Genomic DNA, 471 nt, shown 5'->3' with positions numbered 1-471 from the left:
GTAGGCTGACGAGCTATTGTAAAAAAATAGCAAGTGCATAAAAAGGAGTTCTTGTTCCAAGCCCTTTATACCAACTAGGTGGGTAGCCCCATTTTCTGGCATTTTATTATTAATATTCCTTACTGATATTCTCGAGAATATAGTCATTATCATCATTAGGAAAAAGAAGAAAATGGTGCAGTATAGAATTGAGTTGAGTATAAAAATTTTTTAATATACTTCACCCGGTTACTTATATTTTAGTAAATAAACGCGTAGATCTAGCTATGCTTTAAAAAAGTTATTATACATAGGCTGAGTACAGCTCCGATAATAGAAACCAAATGGATTGCACCAATAATTTTATCTAATGTTCTTGTGTACTTTGCGACAAAACGGCCGTCAAACATAGGCGTCGGTATACGAGAACGTTCAAAAAACATAGCAAATATATAAAACGAAACGCTTGCGCCGATGCCTTTATCCCAACTA

Annotated in this window: 1 protein-coding gene; it reads right to left on the bottom strand. The window is 34.4% G+C overall.

What is annotated here, in order from left to right; genetic code table 11:
- Positions 1 to 260 precede the first annotated feature (260 nt).
- On the bottom strand, positions 261 to 471 hold a 211-nt coding region (locus CWB80_RS22825; protein WP_212751506.1), incomplete at its 5' end, for a hypothetical protein.

Origin of the sequence: Pseudoalteromonas sp. S1650 (assembly GCF_005887195.1) — a bacterium.
GTDB lineage: Bacteria > Pseudomonadota > Gammaproteobacteria > Enterobacterales > Alteromonadaceae > Pseudoalteromonas > Pseudoalteromonas simplex.
This window is presented reverse-complemented; position numbering and strand designations above follow the sequence as displayed.